The sequence below is a fragment of the Actinomadura flavalba DSM 45200 genome (assembly GCF_000374305.1).
Taxonomy (GTDB): Bacteria; Actinomycetota; Actinomycetes; order Streptosporangiales; family Streptosporangiaceae; genus Spirillospora; species Spirillospora flavalba.
Genome location: NZ_KB894094.1, coordinates 371529 through 388768 on the forward strand (window position 1 = coordinate 371529; position 17240 = coordinate 388768).

A 17240-nucleotide genomic window follows, 5' to 3' on the forward strand; every position below is an offset into this window, starting at 1 on the left:
CGCGTTTCCGGCTGCTACGCTCCCAAGCGAGCGCTTGGTTAACACGGTGGACCCTTCTCGGAGGCGCGATGACGTCCCTACGGATCAGCCTGGGCTACGAGCTGGAAGTGCGCGGGCGCTCCCGCGACGTGGAGCGGCAGGCGTTCCAGAACGTGATGGACCAGGTCGTCCTGGCCGACGGGCTCGGCTTCGACACCGCCTGGTTCGTCGAGCACCACTTCACCCGGGGGTTCTCGCACTCCTCGGCGCCCGACCTCGTCCTGGCGGGGCTCTCCCAGCGGACCGAGCGCATCCGCCTCGGGCTCGGCGTCGTGCTGCTGCCGTTCCAGTCGCCGATCCGCACCGCCGAACGCGTCGCCACCCTCGACGTCATCTCCGGCGGCCGCGTCGAGTTCGGCACCGGGCGCGGCGCGTCGCCGCTGGAGTACCAGGCGTTCCAGCGGCCGTTCGAGCAGTCGCGCGAGCTGTGGGAGGAGTCGCTGGAGGCCGTGCTGGCGATCTGGAACGCCGACGGCGCGCCGGTCACCCGCTCCGGCCGCTTCTTCGAGGTCCCCGACGTCGCGGTGTACCCGCGCCCGGTCCAGGACCCGCACCCGCCGGTCTGGGTGGCGTCCACGTCGCTGGAGGGGTACCTCGCCGCCGCGAAGCAGGGCTACCACCTGCTCGGCATGACGATGCTCAAGGGCCTGGACGAGGTCGCCGCCGACATCGCCGCCTACAAGGAGTGCCTGGCCGAGAACGGGTTCGACCCCGCGTCGCGGCGGATCGCGCTGATGGTCCCCTGGTACGTCGCGCCGACCCGGCAGGAGGCCGTGGACACCGCCGCCGACCCGGTGCTGTGGTACCTGCGCCGGCAGATCAACCTCGTCGCTCCCCCCGGCTACACCGACGCCCGGCACGCCACCCACCGCGTCCTCGGCCAGCAGGCCGCCGGGCTGCCGCCCGAGGAGGCGATGGCCGTGCTGCGGGACGAGACGATGGTCGTGCTCGACGACGTGGACGGCTCGCGCGAGGCCGCCCGGCGCATCGCGGCGGCGGGCGCCACCGACCTCATCCTCCAGGCCCAGGTGGGCGGGCTCCCGCACGAGCACGTGTGCGAGTCGATGAAGCGGTTCATGCGGGAGGTGATGGCGTGAGCGGCTGGCTCACCCGGAGCGCGTTCCCGGCCGGGCGGCGCGCCACCGGCCTGCTCCAGGTCTCCCCCGAGGGCGGCATGGTCGCCTCGCTCGGAGACGGCGAGGCCGCCGCGGAGCTGGCCGCCGAGACGCTGCGCGCGGCGGGCGTCACCGCGTCGGACCGCGTGGTCGTCGCGCTCAACGACGACGGCGAGGCCGCCGGGGCGCTGCTGGCCCGCGCCGCCGCGCGGGTCGCGGAGGCCGCCGCGTCCACCGGCCCGCGCGGGCGCGTCCGGCTGCACGCCGCGCTGGAGGCGGTCGGCGCGACGACGCTGGTCATCACCCCGACCGGCGCGATGGACCTGCTGGCCCGGCTGCACCTGGAGTTCCTGCTGGACCCGCTCGACCTGGAACTGGACCGCATCCTGCTCGTCGGGGAGATCGCCTCGCCGGGCACCGCCGCGCAGCTCGCCGCCGAGTTCGGCGCTCAGGTCCGCGAGCTGTACGCCGACCCGTGCTTCGGCGTGCCGGTCGCCTGGCGCGGCGACGGCGCGTTCACGCCCGTCCGCGACGGGCTGCTCGCGCTCGCGCCGCTCGGCAAGGACGCGCGGCTCGACGCCCCCTACCCGGCCGGGCTCGCGGAGATCGTCGTCACGCCCGCATGGCATCCCGATCTCGGCGGCACCGTGCTGCGCACCGGCCACGTCGTGCGGCTGGACGGCGGCGAGGACGCGATCCCGGCCGTGGCGCACACCGTGGGCGACCACGTCCTGGTGCGCGGACGCTGGCTGTCGGTCCCGGCCGTCGGGGCCGCCCTCGCCCGGATCGACGGCGTGAGCCGCTGGGACCTGCGCGTCACCCGCGCGGGGACGCTCGACGCCGCCGCGCTGCACGTCACGTTCGCCCGCGACACGCTCGTCCGCAACCCCATGTGGAAGGGCCGGATCACCGAGGCGCTGCGGGCGCTGACGCCCGTCGCCGTCGAGGTCGCCGTCGAACCGGACGTCGTCGGGGAGCGGCGGCCCGGCACCGTCACCGACGCCCGCGGCCACCATCTCGGCCGCGACCGCGCCGCGCTCGGCTGAGGAGGCCCGATGGAGGCGGCACCCGTGCCCGCGTGGGGCACGATCCCCCGGATGCTGCGCGACCAGGCGGAAGGGCATCCGGACGCCGAGGTCGTCGCGTCGGGCGCGGCCCGGCTGACGCTGCGGGAGCTGGCCGACGGCGCGCGCGGCGTCGCGCGGGCGCTGCTGGCGCTCGGCGTCGAGCGCGGCGACCGCGTCGCGGTGTGGGCGCCGAACGGACCGGACTGGGTCGTCGCCGCCTACGGGATCTGGGACGCGGGCGCGATCATCGTGCCGCTGTCCACGCGGTTCAGGGGGCTGGAGGCCGCCGGGCAGCTCCGCGCGTGCGGCGCGTCGGTGCTGCTCGTCGCCGAGGGGTTCCTCGGGACGTCCTACCTCGGGATGCTCGCCGAGGCGGCCGGGCCGCCCACCGACGAGCGCCCGTTCGCCGGTCTGGCCGACCTCGCGCACGTCGCCGTACTGGACGGCGGGCCGCGCTGGGCGGCGTTCCTGGCGTGCGGCGCCCGCGTGCCGGACGCGGCGGCGGAGCGGCGCGCCGCGTCCGTGGGCCCGGACGACCTCGCGGAGATCATGGCGACGTCCGGCACGACCGGCGCGCCCAAGGGCGTGATGCTGCACCACGTCCAGTTGCTCCGGGGCTACTGGGACTGGGCGGAGATCGTCACGCTCGGGCCCGGTGACCGGTATCCGATCATCGCGCCGTTCTCGCACGGCTTCGGGCTGAACGCCGGGCTGCTGGCGTGCGTGCTGCGGCGCGCGACGATGCTGCCGATCGCCGTGTTCGACCCGGGCGAACTGCTGGACCTCGTCGAACGGGACCGGGTCAGCGTGCTCGCCGGGGCGCCGCCGATGTTCTGGCAGCTCCTCGACCGGCTCGACGGGCGCGACGTGTCGTCGCTGCGGGTGGCGATCTGCGGCGCCGCCGCCGTGCCGCCCGAGCTGATCCGGCGGCTGCGCGACCGGGCGGGCGTGGAACGGATGATCAACGCGTACGGGCTGATGGAGGGCACGGTCGTGTCGATGACGCGGGCCGGTGACCCGGTCGAGGTCGTCGCGGCCACGACCGGCCGCCCGGTGCCGGGCGTGCGCGTGCGCGTCGTGGACGACGCGGGCGCCGACACCGGCGTGGGCGAGCCCGGGGAGATCCTCGTCGGCGGGTACGGCGTCATGCGCGGCTACTGGCGCGACCCGGCCCGCACCGCCGAGGCCGTGGACGCCGACGGGTGGCTGCGCACCGGCGACATCGGCACGCTGGACGCGGACGGCAACCTCGCGATCGTGGACCGCAAGAAGGAGATGTTCATCGTCTCCGGCTTCAACGCCTACCCGGCCGAGATCGAAGCGCTGCTGCTGCGCTGCCCGCTCGTCGGCCGCGTCGCCGTCATCGGCGTGCCCGACGAGCGGCACGGCGAGGTCGGCTGGGCGTACGTCGTCCCGGCGGCCGGGACCTCCCCCGCGCCGGACGACGTGATCGGCTGGGCGCGGGCGAACCTGTCGAACTACAAGGTCCCCCGCCGGGTGATCTTCGTGGACGACCTCCCCGTCAACGCCAACGGCAAGATCGACAAGCCCGCCCTGCACGCCCTGGCCGCGCGCTAGGAGACCAGGTCCCGGGGCTTCCACTGGACGAGCGTGGTGCCGTCCTCGCCGGGGACGTCGGTGAAGACCGCCTCCACCGGGAGGCCCGGGCGCAGGACGTCGGCCCCGGCGCCGACGAGGCCGCCGTACATGAGCAGATCGTCGCCGTCGTCCAGCCGGACGAGCAGCACCAGGAACGGAACCTCGTCGGCCAGGCCCTTGAGGAACACCTGGTGCGTGATGATCCACGAGTAGACCCGGCCGGTGCCGGAGGCGGGCACCCACGTCCAGTTCCGCGACCGGCACCGGTTGCAGACCGAGCGCGCCGGAAAGCGCAGCGCCGCACAGCCGTCGCAACGCTGCACGATCAGTTCGTGCCGCCGGACGGCCTCCCACCACGGGGCGGAGTCGCGGTCGGGCTCGGGCCGGGGACGCTCCGACAGGCTCAACGGTCGCTCCTGAGGATGAGGGCGGAGGTGCCCGCCAGCACGTAGCCGGGCTGGGCGGTGGACAGGGCGACGCACGCGCCCGCCACCTGCCGGTCGCCCGCCGTGCCGCGCAGTTGCGCGACGGCCTCCGCGACGTGGTTGATGCCGTGCACGTAGCCCTCGGACAGGAAACCGCCGTGGGTGTTGACCGGCAGCGTCCCGCCGGGGCCGATGGCCCCCGACGCGGCGAACGGGCCGCCCTCGCCCTTCGCGCAGAACCCGTAGTCCTCCAGTTGCACGAGGACGGAGTAGGTGAAGCAGTCGTACAGCTCGGCGACGTCGATGTCGTCCGGCCCGACGCCCGCCGCCGCGTACAGGCGGGGGGCGAGGCGGGCGGCCTCGGTGACGGTGAGGTCGGTCCCGGCGGGGCCGCTGCCCGCGCCGGACAGGAAGGTGTCGCCGCCGCCCCAGGCGGCGCCGGAGATCAGCACGGGGTCGTGGCGCAGGTCGTGGGCGCGGTCGGCGGAGGTGATGACGACGGCGCAGGCGCCGTCGGTCTCCAGGCAGCAGTCCAGCAGCCGCAGCGGCTCGGCGATCCAGCGGGAGGCGAGGTAGTCGTCCAGCGTGATCGGGTCGCGTTTGCGGGCACGGGGGTTCTTCACCGCGTTGCCGCGCTGGGTGACGGCGATGGCGCCGAGCTGTTCGGCGGTGGTGCCGTAGGCGTTCATGTGGGCGCGGGCGGCCATCGCGAACTGCTGCGGCGGGGCGAGGTGGCCGTAGGGGGCCTGGTACTGGGCGTCGAAGACGGGGGCGGGGCCGCGCCCGGTGCCGCCCATGCGGAACTCGGACCGGGCGTTGATCGCGCGGTAGCAGACGACGGTGCGCGCCACGCCGGACGCGACCGCCATCGCGGCCTGGCCGAGGACGGCGTGCGAGACGCTGCCGCCGCCGAACTGGTCGAGGTACCAGGTGACCTCGGGGACGCCGAGGGCCGGGGCGACGACCCAAGGCGGGGTGGAGTCACCGACGCGGTGGGTGGCGAGGGCGTCCACGTCGTCGACGGTCAGGCCCGCGTCGTCGAGGGCGGCGAGGACGGCGTCGACGGCGAGGCTGAGCGTGGACACGCCCGAGTTCGCGCTGAACGGGGTGTAGCCGACGCCGGCGATGGCCGTGCGGTCCCGGAAGCCGCTCACGGTCCTCCCTCAAACAAGCAAACGCTTGTGCAAGACGGTAGACGGCGGCGGGCGGGCCGTCAACGGCCCCGAGTTCCGTCCGGGGACCTAGACCGGGATGGGACTTTCGGCCGAGATGTGCCCCGAACGGCCCTTCCGGCGACCCGGGCCGGTCGCGACCGGGTGAGATGGAGCGTGGACGAAACCGGGCCCGCTTGACACTCGCGAACGGGCCGCCTTATCGTCCAAGCAAGCGCTTGGCTAAGAGAAAGGGACGGACGATGGCCGCACGTGCCAGCTCGGCCCGCATCGCCGCCGCGCCGCGCACCCCGGCGCCCCGGCCCCTGCCCCACAGAACGGGACACCGCATGCACGGTTCGCCGAACGGCTCCGCCCCGACACCGCAGGCGGCCGGACCGGACGCGTCCCGCTTCCGCGCGGTGCTCGGGCGCTTCGCCACCGGCGTCGTCGCCGTCACCGCACTCGACCCCGGCACCGGCGCCCCCGCCGGGCTGGCCGCCAACTCCTTCACCTCGGTGTCGCTGGACCCGCCGCTCGTCGCCTTCTGCGTCGCCCACACCAGCTCGACCTGGCCCAAGCTCCGCCGGGCGGGCCGCGTCTGCGTCAACATCCTCGGCGCCGCCCAGCAGTCCGTCTGCGCCAGCCTCGCCACCCGGGGCGGCGACAAGTTCGCCGGTCTCACCTGGACCCGCTCCCCCGCCGGCGCGCCCGTCATCGACGGCGCCCTCGCCTGGATCGACGCCGAGATCGAGCAGGAGCACGTCGCGGGCGATCACATGATCGTCGTGGCCCGCGTCCACGACCTCGCGGAGACCCACCCGGGCGAGCCGCTGGTCTTCTACGGCGGCGCCTACGGACGTTTCAGCGTCTGAGCCGTCAGGAGACCGGGGTCTCCTCGGCCTCGCGGAGCCGCGCCGGGACCTGGAGGGGGTCCGCGAGCAGGTCGGTGAAGGCGAACTCGGCGGCCCCGATCAGCGGGGCGTCGTCCCCGAGTTCGGCGGTGCGGAGCTTCACGCGGTCGCGCGGGGCCGCGAGCGCGCTGGTGGCGACCATGCTGCGGACCTGCGCGGCCGAGCCGAGGTAGACGTCGCGGAGCGTGCCGCCGAACACGACCATCGCCGGGTTGAAGATGTTGACGAGGTTCGCCACGGCGAACCCCAGCCAGGTGCCGACGCGGTGCAGCGCCTCGCGCGCCTCGGCGTCGCCCCGGTCGGCGGCGTCCACCACGGCGCGGACGGCCTCGCGGCCCGCCTGGCCCGGCGCCTGCACGCGGCCCGCGTAGTCGAGCAGGGTCGGTTCACCGACCTCGGCGTCCAGGCAGCCGCGCGCGCCGCACGCGCACGCGCGCCCGTTCGGGTTGACGACCATGTGCCCGATCTCGCCGCCGAAGCCCTCCTCGCCGCCGAGCAGCCGCCCGCCGACGATGATGCCGCCGCCGATGCCGACGTCGCCGTGCAGGTAGACCAGGTTGTCGCAGCCCATCCCGGTGCCGCGCTCGTGCTCGGCCAGCGCGCCGAGGTCGGCGTCGTTGGCGACCCGCACCGGCACGCCGAGCCCGAGCCGCCGCGCCAGCGCCGTCCCGAGGTCGAGGTCGTGCAGGTGGATGTTCGGGCCGAAGATGATGCGGCCGTCCGCGCGGCGCACGATGCCGGGGAACCCGAGCGCCGCGCCGACGCACACCGCGTCCCGGCCCGCCTTGCGCACCAGCGCCCGCGCCGACGACGCCAGCGCCCCGACCAGGTCGCCGGGGTCGACGTCGCCGCGCGGCAGGTCGGTGCTGCGCCGGGCCAGGACCGTGCCGCCGAGCCCGACCCGCGCGACGACGAGCCGGTCCACGCCGACGTCGAACGCCAGCACGTACACGCGGGTCGACTCGGGCCGCACCACCAGCGACGGCCGTCCGGCCCGGCGGCCGGGGCTGCGCGGCAGCTCCTCGCGGACGAGCCCGGCGGCGGTGAGGTCGGCGGTCAGCGCCATGATCGTGCTGCGGTTGAGCCCCAGCGACTCGGCCAGCACGGCCCGCGACGCCGGGCCGCGCAGGTGCACGAAGCGCAGCAGCGTGCCGAGGTTGTGCCGGCGGATCTCCTCCGGCGACGGGCCCGCCTTCATGCGCGCGGCCCGAGGTCGCCGCTGCGGCCCGACGTGATCAGCTCGACGACCTGCCGGTGCGTGACGTCGGCGGTGCGGACCTGCGCGACCGTCCGGCCGAGGTAGAGCGCGGCGACGCGGTCGGAGACGGCGAACACGTCGTTCATGTTGTGCGAGATGAGCACGACGGCCAGGCCCCGGTCGGCCAGCCGCCGCACCAGTTCCAGGACCTGCTGCGTCTGCGCGACGCCGAGCGCCGCCGACGGCTCGTCCAGCACGACGAGGCGGCTGTCCCACAGGGCGGCGCGCGCGATGGCGACCGTCTGCCGCTGCCCGCCCGACAGTTCCGACACGCGCCGCCGCACCGACCCGACCGTGCGCACCGACAGCCGCGACAGCGTCGCGGCGGCGGCCTCCTCCATCGCGGCCTCGTCCAGCGCGATCCCGTGGCTGCGCTCGCGCCCGAGGAACATGTTCTCGACGATGTCGAGGTTCTCGCAGAGCGCGAGGTCCTGGTGGACGATCTCGATGCCGAGCGCCGCCGCGTCCCGGGGGCTGCGCGGCCGCACCGGACGCCCGTCGAAGCGGTAGACGCCCCGGTCGAACGCGTGCACGCCGCCGATGCCCTTGACCAGCGTGGTCTTCCCGGCCCCGTTGTCGCCGACGAGCGCGGTCACCTCACCGGCGTGCGCGGTGAACGAGACGTCGTGCAGCACCTTGACGGGACCGAAGCTCTTGTCCACGCCGCGGAGTTCGAGAACAGGTGTCGCTGGCATCAAAGGGGGGCTCCTGCTGAAATTCGTCCCATCGTAGTCCCAAGCCCCTGCGCGGGCGCGTGACCTGCCCGGCGGGCGGGCCACGCGCCCTTCCTCATCTCCCCATCTCCGAGCGGCGGCGCCGGGCGGTGGCGTCGATGCTCGCGGCGAGGAGGAGGACCACGCCGGTGATGAGGAAGTTGAGGTACGCCTTGGTGCCGAGCAGGCCCAGGCCGTTGTCGATGACGGCGATGACGAGACCGCCCAGCACGGCGTCGCGCGCCTTGCCGCGCCCGCCGAACAGGCTGGTGCCGCCGATGACGGCGGCGCCGACCGCGTACAGCAGGGTGTTGCCCGCGCCGGAGTTCGTGGCGACCGAGCTGAGCCGGGACGCCGCGACGATGCCGCTGATCGCTGCCAGCGTCGAGGCGATCATGAACACCGAGACGCGGATGCGGGTCACGTTGATGCCCGCGCGGCGGGCCGCCTCGGCGTTGCCGCCGACGGCGTAGACGTGCCGCCCGTACCGGGTCCGGCCGAGGACGAACGTGCAGATGATGAGCAGCACCGCGACGAGCAGCACGCCCCACGGGACGCCCGCGAGCACGATCGGGCCCGGCGCGCGGTCCTGGCTGAGCAGGTAGGTGCCGCCGAGGACCGCGAGCGTCACCACGCCGACCCGGGCGCCGACGAACTGGATCGGCCGGGCCGCCAGGCCGCGCGCGTGCTGGCCGCGCCAGCGCAGGAACTCGGTCGCCGCGTAGCCGACGATCACGGCGGCGGCCAGCGCCCAGCCGAGGCCGACGGGCATGTTCTTGTTGGCCAGCGCGTTGATCACGTCGTCGCGGACGGGTACGGTGCCGCCCTCGCCGATCAGCCGCAGCGTGATGCCCTGGAGGCCGAGGAACAGCGCGAGGGAGACGACGAACGACGGTATCCGCACCAGCGCGACGAAGGCGCCGAGCGCGGTGCCGATGACGATGCCGACGGCAACGGCCGCGAGCACCGCCACGTACCAGGGCTGCCCGGCGTCCACCAGCAGCTTGGCCATGACGGCGGCGCACACGCCGCTGGCCACGCCCGCCGACAGGTCGATCTCGCCGAGCAGCAGCACGAACACGAGCCCCATGGCGAGGATCGTGATCGGCAGCGCCTGGGTGAACAGGTTCGCGATGTTGCCCTTGGACAGGAACGTCTCGGGACGCAGCGCGGTGAACAGGACGATCAGCCCGAGCAGGCCGAGGATCGCCGGCGTCGCGCCGAGGTCGCCGGAGCGCACGCGCTGCCAGGCGTCCAGCGCCGCCGAGCGCATGTCGCCCGGCGGCCGGTCGCCCGCGAAGTCGCCGGCGGCGAACTTCACCGCGGGCTTCTCGCTCTTGGGGAGGTCGGTGGACATCAAGGCCCCTATCAGATGTTCTCGGCGGCGGTCGCCGGGGCGAGCCCGAGGTCGCCCGACCGGCCGGCGGTGATCAGCTCGACGACCTGACCGGTCGTGACGTCCTCGCGGCGCACCTCCGCCGCGACCCGGCCCAGGTACAGGGCCGTGATGCGGTCGGCGACGGCGAACACGTCGTTCATGTTGTGGGAGATCAGCACGACGGCGTGGCCGGTGTCGGCGAGCCGCCGGACCAGGTCCAGCACCTGCTGCGTCTGCGCGACGCCGAGCGCGGCGGTGGGCTCGTCCAGGATGACGACGGTGGAGTCCCACAGCGCGGCCTTGGCGATCGCGACGGTCTGCCGCTGCCCGCCCGACAGGCTCGCGACGCGCTGCCGCACGGACCGCACGGTGCGCACCGACAGCTTGGCGAGGGTGTCGCGGGCGGCCTCCTCCATCGCCATCTCGTCCAGCACGATGCCCTTGCGGCGTTCGCGGCCGAGGAACATGTTCTGCACGATGTCGAGGTTGTCGGCCAGGGCGAGGTCCTGGTAGACGACCTCGATGCCGAGCGCGGCGGCGTCGCGGGGCGTGCCGATCGTGACGGGACGGCCGTCGAAGACGATCCGCCCGGAGTCGATCGGGTGGATGCCCGCGATGCACTTGATGAGCGTGGACTTGCCGGCGCCGTTGTCACCGACGAGCGCCATCACCTCGCCGCGCCGCAGCGCGAAGTCGACGTCGTGCAGGACGTGCACGGGGCCGAAGCTCTTGTTGAGCCCGGTCAGGCGCAGCACGGGATCGCCGTGCTCCGGGTCGTCCCCGGGTGAGGACTTCGACAGGGACTGCGACATGGGAACCTCCTTGCGGTCCCTCGGCCGGGCCGAGTCCGCCGCGTGGACGGACCCGGCCCGGGGGCGGAGCGTGCGGGTGGTGCGGGCTCAGCCCGGGGACGTCACTCGATCCCGGCGGCCTTGCACTTGGCCGCGTAGTCGCCCTTGCACAGGTCGTCCTTCTTCACGAAGCCGTCGTCCACGACCTGCTTGACGTTCTCCTTGAAGACGCCGATCGGGGCGAGCAGCACCGAGGGCACGTCGCGCTTGCCCTCGGGGTCGTTCACGGTGCCGGTCGTCTCGGGCTTCTCGCCCTTGAGGACGGCGATGGCGAGCTTGGCGGCGGCGTCGGCCTCCTGCTTGATCGGCTTGTAGACCGTCATGCACTGGTTGCCGTCCAGGATGTTCTGGAGGCCCTGGAGGGTGGCGTCCTGGCCGGTGACGGGCACCTTGCCCGCGGCGCCGTTCTTCTTCAGGATCGAGATGGCGGAGTTGCCGACGCCGTCGTTGGCGGCGAGCACGCCGTCGATCTTGCCGCCCTGCTGCGTCCACATCTGCTCGAAGATCGTGGCGGCGCGCTGGTTGTCCCACTCGGGGACGGCCTGCTCGGCGACCTTCTTGTAGGTGGTGACCTTGTCCAGGACGCTGTGCGCGCCCTGGGCGAAGAGGGTGGCGTTGTTGTCGGTGGGCGCGCCGTTGAGGTAGGCGATGTTGGCGTTCTTGTCGCCCAGGCACTTCTGGAGGCCCTTGCCGAGCTCCTCGCCGACCTTCGCGTTGTCGAAGGAGACGTAGTAGTCGGAGACGCCGCCGAGCGCGAGCCGGTCGTAGTCGATCGTCTTCACACCGCCGGCCTGCGCCTTGCGCTGCACGGCGGCGGCGGAGTTGGAGTCGATGCCGTCGAGCACGAGGACGGTCGCGCCGTTGGTGATCATCTGGTCGGCGATCGTCTGGAAGCGCTGCGTCGAGCCTTCGGCGTTCTGGATGTCGTACTGGACGCCCGCGGCCTTGAACGCCTGCTCCAGGTACGGACGGTCGAAGCTCTCGTAGCGGTCGGACGAGGCGGTGTCGGGCAGGATCACGCCGATCTTGCCCTGCTTGTCGCCGCCCGAGCCGCCGTCGTCGTCGCCACCGCAGGCGGTGAGCGAGAGCGCCGCGGCGACGGAGACGGCCGCGAAGCCGAGGATGCCCTTGCGCATGAGGCCGGGTCCTTTCTGGGCGGGCCGCGACGTGGCGGCCATCGGGGGTGGGGCCCACCGGTGACCGGGGTCACACGGCTGAATGTTGTACCCGGCAACTTAAACGGGTCCGCCCGGATTGCACCAGAGGTCCGACAGGGGGAATTTGTTGTGTGCAGTAACAATGCCGTAACGCGCGTCGCGGACCAGGTCAGAGACGTGGGCCGGGCGAACGCGCTGGTCGCGGGCGCGCGAAGATCGTCCGGACGGCGTCCGGGCATATGTTGAGTGCGCCAACATTCCGGGGCGGCGCCTGCCCCGAGAAGCGTGATCATGCAGCGAGCCGGGCGGGTACGCCACGGCGCACCGCATGATCACGCGACCGTCACTGAGCGGTCAGTACGAGGGCGACGCGGTTCGCCGCCGCCGTCAGGTCGTGCGCCGGTCCGATCCGCTCGGCCCACGACCACCAGAACCACCAGCCGTCCGTGCCCTCCTCCGCCAGGATGTTCTCCGCGAGTGAGGACGCGTCCGGATTCATCACATGCAGGCTGGGTGCGTGGTCGCGGGGCGTGATCCGTGTGCGGTAGCCCCGGCCGGCCAGTTCGGCGCCCAGCGCCTCCAGCAGTTCGAGCCGCGACGTCACCACCGCGGCGGTTCCCGTTTCGTCAGGCGTCATCCTTGTCGCTCCCGTGGGTCGCTCCGTGGACTCCGCGTGGCCCGACACGGCCAAGCCTGACCCGCGCGACGTCCGTGTGCAAGCACTTCGGGCAGGTCAGCGCGGTATCGGGTGTGAGGTCCGGCGAATCGTCCACCGACCCATCCACCGCATGCGCCCGCTTCGGGATAGGTTGCGAGGGACGTACAGGGTGCGATGCAGGGGGACGTATGACGGTCCGTGGGGGAACGAGCCCGGAATGGACCCGGCCCGACCAGCCGCTGCCCCGCCCGCAGGGCGAGGCGCCGACCTTCCCGGACGCGCCCGCCGGGCCGCCTCCGGCCGCGCGGCCGGAGAACTGGCACCGGTTCCACTACCCGGTCGGGGCGTTCCTCGTCGCGTTCGGCGTGACGTCGGTGGCCGCGACCGGCCTGGCCTGGTCCGACCGGCGGGCGGCCCTGGCCGACGTCGTCGGGGCGGGGCTCGCGCTGCCGCTGCTGGGGCTCGCGACGGCCGTGCAGGTGCTGCTCGTCGCGGCGGCGGTGGTCGCGCTGGTGCGGCGGCGGGACTTCTGGTTCCTGCCCGCGCTCGCGCTCTGGACCGTCGGATACGGCGTGTTCACCGCGTTCTCCGCGATCAACGGCGAATGGGGCACGCTGGCGGTGCGCGTCCTGTACGTCCTGGGCTTCGCGCTCCTGCTGGCCCTCGCCTACAGCCTGAGCGTCAAGGCCCGCGTCGGTGAGCGGCGCGGCCCGGCCGCCCCCGCCTCCCCACGCCTCACGCGCACCCAGGAGATGGCCCTGGCCGCCCTGCAACGAGCCCGCCCGCCCGCGCGGGCACCCGGGCCGGACGCGGCGCACGCCCCCGGCGCACCCGTCCGCGACGCGGCACCGCCTCCCCACCCGGCGCCCTCCCCCGCGTCCGCGCCCGACCGGGGCGCGGCGCACACTCCGGGGCCGCCGTCCGCGACCGCGGTGGATCCCGGTTCGGCACGCGACCGCGACGCCGTACCCGCTCCGGCTCCGCCGGGCGACGCGCCCGCGGCCGGGCGCACGATCGTGGACGCGCCGCAGCCCCGGGACGCGCCGGGCGGCGGCGCCGACACCGAGGCCACCCAGGCGGCACCGCTGCCCCGGCCCCACCGCACGGCTCCGTTGTCGTTGCCCGAGCGGCCGGGTGACACGGTGTTCGGGGAGCCGCGTACGCGGCCCGACGCCGACGGCGGGCCGCCGGCGTCATGACCGGCGGGCGGTATCAGGTCACCAGGCGCGCGACGGCCGTCAGCGTGCCGGGCGGCACCTCGGTGAAGCCGCCGTCGCGGACCAGCACCGTCGCGTCCTTGACGCACCGGTCCCAGTCGGCGTCCGGCTCGATGTGCACGGCGAGCCCGCCGTCGATCCACGCCGCCCGCTTACGGCGGCCGAGGTCGCGCAGGAGGATCTGGGCGGCATGACCGCACTGCGCCGCGGCCTTGCCCGTCGTCATCGTGACGGCGGGGTTGAGGGCCAGCGCGGCGTACGGGCGCGCGGGCGGGGCGGGCGGCGTCTCCTCGGCGGGCAGGTCCAGGCCCGCGACCTGGAGCTTGGCGATCTGCGGCGGGACGTCGTCGACGGGCCCGGGCACGAAGGCGCGCACCTCGGCGCCACCGACGCGGACCGTCACGCCGGGCAGCTCCTGCACGTCCGGCCAGCGCACGCCCCGGGCGCGGCGGGTCACCTTGCGGATGCGCCGCGCCTCCCACTCGGCGACGGCGGCCCGCCACTCCCCGTCGCGCTCGGCGGCGCGCGGGTCGGTGAGCAGCCGCACGACGGCGTGCGCGGTGGCGGCGCAGACGGCGCCGGAGCCGGGCGGGTCGGTCTTCTCCACGCGGGCCACGAGCTGCATCGCCCAGGGCGGATCGTCGCGCGGGTCGTAGTCGGGTCGCACCCGCCGGAGTATTCCACCCCGCGACTCACCGCCCCGGTCGCGGGTACGCCCGGAGAGTCGGGGACGTGCCACGGGCCGGGGCGCGCGCGACAATGGCAGCAGACACGGCGGAACGGGCCGGGTCGGGGCGGAGGCCGGCGGTGAGCAACGGCACGACCGAGAACATTCCGGGCACGGGCACGTTCTTCGTGGGAATCGACGTGGCGCCCGGCCGGTACCGCTGCGCCGACGCCAAGAACGGCTGGTGGGTGCGGTTCACCGGTCCGGGCGGCGGCGACCCGGTCGGTTCGTGGCCACTGCCGCCGGGTCCGGCCGAGGTGGAGATCTCCCCCACCGACTTCGCGTTCGAGACGCACGTCGGCACCGACTGGCGGCGGGTCGGCGCGCCGCTGCCCGCGGCGCCGGGACTGCGCACCACCGAGCCGCGCCCGGTCGCCGACCCGGCGCTCAGGGGCGAGCTGGACCGGGTCGTGGCGCGGCGCAAGCCGCTGGTGTGGCTCGTCCCGGCGCTGGTGCTGCTGGTCGGCGTGACGGGCGGCTTCGTCTTCGGCGCCGTGTGGATGCTCGCGCTCGGGATGCTCGCGACGATGCTGGCGTTCGGCACCCCGGGCGTCACGCTCGACCTGGCCCGCGCCCGCGAGCTGGAGCACCACCGCGACCGCTACGTCGTCCCCGAGGACCTCGACCACGACGCGCTCGTGCTGCTCGTCCGGGCGCAGCGCGCGATCGACACCGTCACCGAGTCGGAGGTCAACCGGGAAGGGCTGCTCGACACGATCGACAACGCGGTGACGCTGCCCCGGCACGAGTGGGAGATCGCGCACATCCTCGCCCGGCAGTCGCGGCTGCGCATCGAGCAGGACGCCGTGGGCGAGGCGGAGGAGCGCCCGGAGATCGCGGCGGCCCTCCGCCCGCTCCGCGACAAGCTGGACGTCTCGGTCCGGGCGGTGACCCGCCGGGTCGAGGCCCTGGAACGGTACGCCGAGCGCGCGACGGCCGCCGACGACGCGCTGCGCGCCCGGCGCCGCCTGGAGGAGCTGACCGCCAACGCGCACGAGTACGACGAGCTCGTCGCCGACGCCGTCCGCGACGACCTCGCCGTCCCGGCGATCGAGCGCCTCACCGAGCAGGGCGACGCGCTCGTCCGCAAGCTCAACGACCGCCTCGCCGCCGCCGCCGAGGCGGCCGACGAGCTCCCTCCCCCGCCGCCCGACGAGCGCTGACCCCGCTCAGCGCCGGGCGATCTCGGCGCGCAGCGCCGCCGCGGACTTGCGGACGGGCCCGGGCGCGGCGTCGCGCAGGAGCACGTCCGCGACGAGGGCGGCGACGCGGCGCAGGTCGTCGTGGGTGAAGCCGCGGCGGACGAGTTCCTGGGTGCCGAGGCGCAGGCCGCGGTCGGGTTCGCCGGGTTCCTGCCAGGGCAGGCCGATCGCGCTGAGGTAGACGCCGGCCTCCGCGAGACGGTCCATGGCGGCGCGTCCCCCGCCGAGGTCCGCGACGTCCAGGGCGACGTGGTGCGAGGCGGTGAAGCCCCGGTCGGCGCCCGCGACGGTGACGCCCTCGGCGTGCAGGGCGGCGGCGAGGGTCTGCGCCGCCGCGACGCAGGCGTCGGCGTAGGCGCCGTCATCGGCGAGGATTTCGGCGGCGGTGACGGCCAGCGGCGCGAGGCGGGCGATGTCGTAGTTGGCCGTCAGGCCGGGGAAGACGGCGGCGGACACGGCTTCGGCGAGCTCGGCGTCGTCGGTGGCGACGACGCCGCCGGGCGGGCCGCCGAACGACTTGTAGGTGGAGAACGTCAGCAGGTCGGCGCCCTCGGCCAGCGGGCGCTGGAACCGCCCGGCGGCGACGAGGCCCGCCATGTGGGACGCGTCGTACAGCAGCGTCGCCCCGGCCGCGTGGACGGCCTCCGCGATCTCCGCGACGCGGTGCGGGAACAGCAGCAGGCTCGCGCCGATGACGACGAGCCGGGGCCCCTCGCGGTCCAGGAACTCCGGCAGCGCGGGCACGTCGACGTCGTAGGCGGCGGCGTCGTAGGGCAGGTCGACGACGCGCAGCCCGCGCACGCCGGGCGCGCCGACGGCGTGGTGGCTGGTGTGGCCGCCCGCGCGTTCGGGCAGCACGGCGATCGTGTCGCCGGGCTCGGTCACGGCCGTGTAGACGGCGAGGTTGGCCATCGTGGCGCTGTGCGCGCGGACCTCGGCGAACCGGGCGCCGAGCAGCCGGGCCATGAGCGCCGGCGTGAGCACTTCGAGGGTGTCGAGGTGGTCCAGGCCGGACTGGTACTTCTCGCCGGGCCAGCCCATGCTGGGCCGTCCGCCGACGGGGGCGTCCGCGACGGCGCGCGCGGCGGGGCTCATGAGGTTGGTCCCGGCGTACAGGACGATGCCCTCGGCGTCGAAGCGGCGGGCGTGGTCGCTCAGCGCCGTCCGCACGGTCGCGGCGACCCCCTCGGGCGTAGGCGCACCGAGCCCCGCGGCGACGTCGGCGATGCGGGCACGTGCGGCCGAAGACGCCCACGGCGCCGTCTCGTAAGTCATGTCTGCTCCTTAGAGTCCTGACCGAAACGTACGGAACGGACACCCCCCACGCCAGAGCCAAACGCCACCAACATCCCAAAACCACCCACAACACCCACCACCCGCCACCACACCGCCCCCAACCACCGCACCCTCACACCACCCAGCCACCGCACCACCCACCCACCCCGGCACCAGCCACCACGCCCCCGAGCTCCAGCCACCACACCACCGCGACACCCAAGCCCCAACCACCACGCCTCCACGCGCCACAGCTCCAGCCACCACACCACCCCACACCCAAGCCCCAACCTTCACGCCTTCACGCCTTCACGCCTTCACGCTCCAACCACCGCGGCACCACGACCACCAAGCTCCAACCACCCCGGCACCATGACCATCAGGGTTCAGCCACCGCGGCACCACGACCACGAAGGTCCGGCCGACAAGACGCCAACCGTCACGGGTCAGGGCCGCGCCGCCGCAGAGGGCATGATCATCCGGACCGAAGGGAG

16 protein-coding genes are annotated in these 17240 nt (G+C 74.4%); 6 read left to right on the forward strand and 10 right to left on the reverse strand.

What is annotated here, in order from left to right; genetic code table 11:
- Positions 1-68 precede the first annotated feature (68 nt).
- The 3 genes from C229_RS0111205 to C229_RS0111215 are packed head-to-tail and all read left to right on the forward strand — an operon-like array spanning position 69 to position 3799.
- A complete protein-coding gene (locus C229_RS0111205; RefSeq protein WP_018655168.1) occupies positions 69-1136 on the forward strand; it encodes an LLM class flavin-dependent oxidoreductase in 1068 nt (355 codons plus the stop codon).
- Positions 1133-2200, forward strand: a complete 1068-nt coding sequence (locus C229_RS0111210; protein WP_018655169.1) for a hypothetical protein — start codon at positions 1133-1135, stop codon at positions 2198-2200. The genes C229_RS0111205 and C229_RS0111210 overlap by 4 nt, the downstream gene beginning before the upstream one ends.
- 9 nt (positions 2201-2209) lie before the next feature.
- Entirely contained in the window at positions 2210-3799 is a 1590-nt protein-coding gene (locus C229_RS0111215; protein WP_018655170.1) for an AMP-binding protein, read from the forward strand.
- Here C229_RS0111215 and C229_RS0111220 read toward each other — a convergent pair.
- Together C229_RS0111220 and C229_RS0111225 are read right to left on the reverse strand one after the other, a co-directional pair.
- Complete coding sequence (locus tag C229_RS0111220) at positions 3796-4227, reverse strand: Zn-ribbon domain-containing OB-fold protein (protein WP_018655171.1); 432 nt, start codon at positions 4225-4227, stop codon at positions 3796-3798. The two genes, C229_RS0111215 and C229_RS0111220, sit on opposite strands and share 4 nt — an antisense overlap.
- The gene (locus C229_RS0111225; RefSeq protein WP_018655172.1) at positions 4224-5399 is read right to left on the reverse strand and encodes a thiolase C-terminal domain-containing protein; all 1176 of its coding nucleotides are present in this window, start codon (positions 5397-5399) and stop codon (positions 4224-4226) included. Before C229_RS0111225 ends, C229_RS0111220 begins: the two co-directional genes overlap by 4 nt.
- Positions 5400-5746: 347 nt before the next feature.
- On the opposite strand from C229_RS0111225, the gene C229_RS0111230 reads away from it, so the two are divergent.
- Entirely contained in the window at positions 5747-6271 is a 525-nt protein-coding gene (locus C229_RS0111230; protein WP_018655173.1) for a flavin reductase family protein, read from the forward strand.
- 4 nt (positions 6272-6275) lie between these two features.
- Here the strand turns inward: C229_RS0111230 and C229_RS0111235 are convergent, their stop codons facing one another.
- From C229_RS0111235 to C229_RS0111260, 6 genes are all read right to left on the reverse strand, one after another.
- Positions 6276-7508 carry an ROK family transcriptional regulator gene (locus C229_RS0111235; RefSeq protein ID WP_018655174.1) on the reverse strand — a complete coding sequence of 411 codons (1233 nt, stop codon included), beginning with the start codon at positions 7506-7508 and terminating at the stop codon, positions 6276-6278.
- Positions 7505-8263 carry an ATP-binding cassette domain-containing protein gene (locus C229_RS0111240; protein WP_033424230.1) on the reverse strand — a complete coding sequence of 253 codons (759 nt, stop codon included), beginning with the start codon at positions 8261-8263 and terminating at the stop codon, positions 7505-7507. The genes C229_RS0111235 and C229_RS0111240 overlap by 4 nt, the downstream gene beginning before the upstream one ends.
- Positions 8264-8357: 94 nt before the next feature.
- Positions 8358-9638, reverse strand: a complete 1281-nt coding sequence (locus tag C229_RS0111245) for a sugar ABC transporter permease (RefSeq protein WP_018655176.1) — start codon at positions 9636-9638, stop codon at positions 8358-8360.
- An 11-nt stretch (positions 9639-9649) separates the two neighbouring features.
- A complete protein-coding gene (locus C229_RS0111250; RefSeq protein WP_018655177.1) occupies positions 9650-10471 on the reverse strand; it encodes an ATP-binding cassette domain-containing protein in 822 nt (273 codons plus the stop codon).
- Positions 10472-10572: 101 nt separating this feature from the next.
- Positions 10573-11646: a sugar ABC transporter substrate-binding protein gene (locus C229_RS0111255; protein ID WP_018655178.1), complete on the reverse strand. Its 1074-nt coding sequence runs from the start codon at positions 11644-11646 to the stop codon at positions 10573-10575.
- Positions 11647-12010: 364 nt separating this feature from the next.
- Entirely contained in the window at positions 12011-12304 is a 294-nt protein-coding gene (locus tag C229_RS0111260) for a hypothetical protein (RefSeq protein WP_051108934.1), read from the reverse strand.
- Positions 12305-12513: 209 nt separating this feature from the next.
- Here C229_RS0111260 and C229_RS0111265 point away from each other — a divergent pair, with 209 nt between their 5' ends.
- The gene (locus C229_RS0111265; RefSeq protein ID WP_018655180.1) at positions 12514-13524 is read left to right on the forward strand and encodes a hypothetical protein; all 1011 of its coding nucleotides are present in this window, start codon (positions 12514-12516) and stop codon (positions 13522-13524) included.
- A 13-nt stretch (positions 13525-13537) separates the two neighbouring features.
- On the opposite strand, the gene C229_RS0111270 is transcribed toward C229_RS0111265, so the two are convergent.
- Entirely contained in the window at positions 13538-14209 is a 672-nt protein-coding gene (locus tag C229_RS0111270; protein WP_018655181.1) for an aminoacyl-tRNA hydrolase, read from the reverse strand.
- A gap of 140 nt (positions 14210-14349) precedes the next feature.
- Here C229_RS0111270 and C229_RS0111275 point away from each other — a divergent pair, with 140 nt between their 5' ends.
- Positions 14350-15432: a hypothetical protein gene (locus C229_RS0111275; protein WP_018655182.1), complete on the forward strand. Its 1083-nt coding sequence runs from the start codon at positions 14350-14352 to the stop codon at positions 15430-15432.
- A gap of 6 nt (positions 15433-15438) precedes the next feature.
- Here C229_RS0111275 and C229_RS0111280 read toward each other — a convergent pair whose 3' ends face one another.
- A complete protein-coding gene (locus C229_RS0111280; protein ID WP_018655183.1) occupies positions 15439-16746 on the reverse strand; it encodes a serine hydroxymethyltransferase in 1308 nt (435 codons plus the stop codon).
- Positions 16747-17240 lie beyond the last annotated feature (494 nt).

Excerpts from the sequence above, each read along its gene's own strand:
- C229_RS0111205 (WP_018655168.1), top strand. The coding sequence starts at position 69 with ATGACGTCCCTACGGATCAGCCTGGGCTACGAGCTGGAAGTGCGCGGG.
- C229_RS0111215 (WP_018655170.1), top strand. The coding sequence starts at position 2,210 with ATGGAGGCGGCACCCGTGCCCGCGTGGGGCACGATCCCCCGGATGCTG.
- C229_RS0111230 (WP_018655173.1), top strand. The coding sequence starts at position 5,747 with ATGCACGGTTCGCCGAACGGCTCCGCCCCGACACCGCAGGCGGCCGGA.
- C229_RS0111235 (WP_018655174.1), bottom strand. The coding sequence starts at position 7,508 with ATGAAGGCGGGCCCGTCGCCGGAGGAGATCCGCCGGCACAACCTCGGC.
- C229_RS0111240 (WP_033424230.1), bottom strand. The coding sequence starts at position 8,263 with ATGCCAGCGACACCTGTTCTCGAACTCCGCGGCGTGGACAAGAGCTTC.
- C229_RS0111245 (WP_018655176.1), bottom strand. The coding sequence starts at position 9,638 with ATGTCCACCGACCTCCCCAAGAGCGAGAAGCCCGCGGTGAAGTTCGCC.
- C229_RS0111250 (WP_018655177.1), bottom strand. The coding sequence starts at position 10,471 with ATGTCGCAGTCCCTGTCGAAGTCCTCACCCGGGGACGACCCGGAGCAC.
- C229_RS0111255 (WP_018655178.1), bottom strand. The coding sequence starts at position 11,646 with ATGCGCAAGGGCATCCTCGGCTTCGCGGCCGTCTCCGTCGCCGCGGCG.
- C229_RS0111260 (WP_051108934.1), bottom strand. The coding sequence starts at position 12,304 with ATGACGCCTGACGAAACGGGAACCGCCGCGGTGGTGACGTCGCGGCTC.
- C229_RS0111265 (WP_018655180.1), top strand. The coding sequence starts at position 12,514 with ATGACGGTCCGTGGGGGAACGAGCCCGGAATGGACCCGGCCCGACCAG.
- C229_RS0111280 (WP_018655183.1), bottom strand. The coding sequence starts at position 16,746 with ATGACTTACGAGACGGCGCCGTGGGCGTCTTCGGCCGCACGTGCCCGC.